Source organism: Salipiger sp. HF18, from assembly GCF_011806505.1.
GTDB classification, from domain to species: domain Bacteria; phylum Pseudomonadota; class Alphaproteobacteria; order Rhodobacterales; family Rhodobacteraceae; genus Salipiger; species Salipiger thiooxidans.
Genome location: NZ_JAATOS010000361.1, coordinates 1 through 4,118, shown reverse-complemented (window position 1 = coordinate 4,118; position 4,118 = coordinate 1). Strand labels below are relative to the sequence as shown.

Annotated in this window: 1 protein-coding gene and 2 pseudogenes; 1 reads left to right on the top strand and 2 read right to left on the bottom strand. The window is 65.7% G+C overall.

Annotated elements, in window-relative coordinates:
- A pseudogene (locus tag HC022_RS20500) lies at positions 1-133 on the top strand (chorismate-binding protein); the annotation flags it as partial.
- A gap of 201 nt (positions 134-334) precedes the next feature.
- On the opposite strand, the gene HC022_RS20495 reads toward HC022_RS20500, so the two are convergent.
- Positions 335-2,419: a Hint domain-containing protein gene (locus HC022_RS20495; protein ID WP_167453648.1), complete on the bottom strand. Its 2,085-nt coding sequence runs from the start codon at positions 2,417-2,419 to the stop codon at positions 335-337.
- A gap of 734 nt (positions 2,420-3,153) precedes the next feature.
- Positions 3,154-4,118 (bottom strand): annotated as a pseudogene (locus HC022_RS20490) (alpha-amylase); the annotation flags it as partial.

Below are 4,118 nucleotides of genomic sequence, written 5' to 3'. Positions count from 1 at the left end.
CATCCAGGCCGGCGGCGGTGTCGTCTACGACAGCGATCCCGACGCCGAGTACATGGAGACCGTGCACAAGTCGAACGCCATCCGGCGCGCAGCGGCGGATGCGGCGCGGTTCACCGGCTCGGGCAACAGCTGAGCCGTCGACCGGCCAAGGCGACTGAAGCCGACCCAAGGCGCAGAACAAAAACGCCCGTTCCGTTCCGCGGGGCGGGCGTTGTCATGTCCGGGGGCTGGCACAAACGAAAAACGAGGCGGTCGCGCCGCCCCGTCTTTCGTATCATCCCGATGCCGGGCAGAGGGGCACCGGGACGCCGTTCTCGCGTCCCGGGCCTCGGTCTCAGCTGGTGAGAAGCGCCGCCTCGTGCTTCCTGAGCGAACGGCGCGCCGCGCCATAGGCCCGGAGCCCCTCGGCGTGCTTCAGCTCGGGGAACAGTTCGAAGATCTCCTGCCGCTGCTCCTCGCCGATGCCGCGCAGCGACAGGTCGCCGGGCTGGAAGCTCTCGGTCCAGGCGCCGTTCGACAGCACCACCTCGTGGTTGTCGAACATCATGTGGATGTAGGTCACGCCCAGCGTGTCGAACTCGTCCACGCCGGCGAGCCCGGTCAGATGCTTGGCCGCCGCCAGAACCTCGCGCTCCTCGAAGTAGAGCGCGGTCTTGTCGTTGGCGACGAGCACCCGGTGGTTCGGCGACACCAGCAGGTCGTGCTCGGGCAGGTTCTTGCCCAGCGAGCCCTGCTGGATCAGTACCGGACGCAGATGCGGCTTGCGCGCCAGCTCGTGGCCGGTCAGCTCCTTGCGGCCGATCCAGCGGATTTCCTGCATGCCGTTGTCGCGGGTGATGACCCGGTCGCCCACGACCAGATCCTCGACCAGCCGCTCGCCCTGCGGCGTCGCGATCAGCGTACCGGGGGTGAAGCAGGGCAGCACCTCGACAGTGACATAGGCCGAGCTCTCGCCGCCGTTGCCGTCCGCCACGGTGTAGGAAAAGCTGTCGTAGCCGGTGAAACCCTCGTCCGCCACGAAGGTCACGGTGCCGTCGTCGTTGAGTGTCACGGTGCCGTTCGGCGCCTCGCCGAGCGAGGTGATGGTCAGCGTGTCGCCATCGGGGTCGCTGTCGTTCAGCGTCGGGTTGAAGGTCGCGGGCGAGGTCAGCGTCGTGGCGTAGAGGTCATTCGCGGCCACAGGGGCCGAGTTCACCGGGCTCTCGCCGCCAGGCGGATCGGTGGGCTGGCCGTCGTTCGACACGGTGACGACAATGGTGCCCTGATCGGTGCCGCTGAAGCCCTCGTCCGGCGTGTAGGTGACGGTGCCGTCCCCGTTGATCGCGACGGTGCCGTTCTCCGGATCGCTGACATCGGTGACGGTGAGCGGATCGCCGTCCACGTCGGTGTCGTTGTCGGTCGGATCGAAGGTCACCGGCGTGTCGACCGGCGTGCTCTCGGTATCGTCGTTGGCGACAGGCGCGTCGTTGACCGGCTCCACGGTGATATCGACGTGGCCGGTGGCCTCGTTGCCGTCGGGGTCCTCGACCGTGTAGGTGATCTCGGCCGGGCCGTTGTAATCCTGCTCGGGCGTGAAGGTCAGCGTGCCGTCACTATTCACCACCACGGTGCCGTTGGTGGCGGTTGCCGAGGTCACGGTCAGGGTGCCGCCGTCCGGGTCGCTGTCGTTCTCGAGCACGTCGATGGTGACCGCCACGTCCTCGTCGGTGATCGCGCTGTCATCCTCGGCGACGGGACCGAGGTCGTCGATGACCGGGTCGGTGGTCGAGAAGGACACGTCCGAGATCAGCACACCCTGGGTCGAGGTGCCGCCGTTCTCGTAGATGACCTCGATGCGCGACACCGGCCCCGCGATCGAGACCTGCACCGTGCCGTTCTGCTCGGCAAAGGCGGTGACGTCGCTGCCGGTGGCGGTGTCGTCGCTGATCGTCGTGGTGCTGCCGAGCGCGGTCATGGTGACCTCGCAGGGATTGCCCTCTGCGTCATAGGCGAGGATCGTCACGTTGTCCTGGAAGCTGCCGCCCGAGGTGTCCGGGTACTCGAGCAGGTCGCCGAGATCGCTGCCGCTGCCGCCGTCGACGTCGTTGAGCAGGAACGAGACGTTCTGGACCTCGTCGCCGTAGTCGGCGTTGCTCGAGCTGAAGTTGAGCACCGTGGTCGAGGTCGGCGACACTCCGTCGCCGTCGCCACCGATGCCAAAGAGCTTGAGATGAGAGTTCGCGTCGACGTCCGAGCCTTCGGGGACGTAGCCGTCGAAGTTGACGGTGGAAGCCTGCGCCTCGTGGTCCTGCGCGGTAAATGTGATGTCGACGGAGACGCCGCCGGTCTCGACCGTGGTGGTGACCGCATCGGTCGCCGTATCATCCAGGCTGGTGCCGTAGGCGCCGAGAGCGCTCCAATCCAGAACCAGATCTGCCATTCTTTCGACCCTCGTTACATCCGACCGGGACACCGGGTCCCGAACCGCTTAACTGGCAGCGGCGCCGGAAGGCGCCGCCTTGTTTGCTCACTCGACCTGCCTTCAGGATCTGCGCCGAACGTACATGCTTCGCACCATGCTCCTGCCGTGAACGCAGACCGTTCGGGGCAGCGGATGTCTCCGCACATACGTGTCGCAGCGCACCCTTGCGGAGATCGGGCAGGTCTGCGGCCGCCCCCGTGGCCTGATGCCTTCACTCCCTCTGTCGGGCTTGGGAAATTCTTATGCCGCGGGGGTGGGTGCAGAAAGAAAAAACTGTCCGCACCGCGGACGTGGGCGCGCCGAGCCCGGCGCAACCCTTACAGATTTATAACAATTTTTCCGTTACTTAAGGGTTAACTGTTTCCCGCCCTCGACGAGCCCACCCGGGAAGGACCAGCATTTAAAGGCCACTCATGTAAGCTGATCCTTCAACCTCGCAGCCACTGTTCTTGGATCAGAAACAGTCCATCAGAGGGCTGGACCAAAGACCATACCCGGCCTGCGGCCCCAAAATATTGCAGGCGTTGTTCCGCCTTCGTGTCCAATCCCCGCAGCGTGCGAGGATTGGTCAGGGACTTCCCGGAATCAAGCTAAATGCCTCGCGAATCATTTGTGTCGAATGCGGCGAAAAGCCGACGTATTCGCCGGCCCGCCATATTCCCGCGAAAGCTGTCCCGACGGGTCGCCTGCCCTCAGGACAGGTTGGTGATCCAGCGGCACTGGTAGGGCGCCATCTCGACCGCACCGGACGCGATCTCCTCACCGCTGAGAAGGTCGACCCAGGTTTCGTCGGCGATGAGGTTGAGCTCGCCCGCCGGGATCTCGACGGTCTCGCCGCTGACGTTGTGCAGGGCGAAGATCGACTGCGCCCGGTCCAGCGACTGCCGCCAGAGCCCGAAGATCCGCTGGTCGAGGTTCAGCGTGAACTGCGTGGCGTTGGGGTGGAAGCCGGGCTGCTCGGCCCGCAGCCGAAGCCGGTCCGACAGCGCCTCGAGCACGCGCGCATGGATCGTCTCCTCGTCGCCCAGCGTCGAGAGCAGCGTCGGGTAGTCCCAGCGGTGGCGGTTGATCGCCCGGTTCATGCCGCGCCGCTCCACCGCCTCAAGATCGTTCGGCGTTGCCAGCATCGAGTGGATGTAGAGCGCCGGAATGCCCTCGAGCGACATGGGGATGGTCTGCGAGCCCGGCAGCGAGCGCATCGAGACAACCCCTCCTCTCTCCCTTCTGGTGTCGAGCACCTTCACCCTCTCGGGCGGGGGAAGCAGACCCTCGGCCGGGCGCATGCCGATGCCGTCGTGGCTGGCGGTGAAGTTGAGATAGGCACAGCCCAGCGGTGCGGGCGGCATGGTGCGCTGCCACTCGATCAGGTAGCGCGCCGATCCGGACATCATCGCGTGCAGGATCAGCGGCGGCAGCGGGAAGTTGTAGACGACATGCGCCTCGTTGCGATGACCGAAATAGGACAGGTTTTCGGCCTTGGGAACGTTGGTCTCGGTCAGCAGGATGACGGTCTCGGTGGCGTAGTCCATCAGCAGCCGCATCAGCTGGATCACCGCATGGGTCTGCGGCAGGTGAATGCAGTTGGTGCCGAGCTGCTTCCACAGGAACGCCACCGCGTCGAGCCGGATGATCCGCACGCCGTTGTCGATGTGCAGGC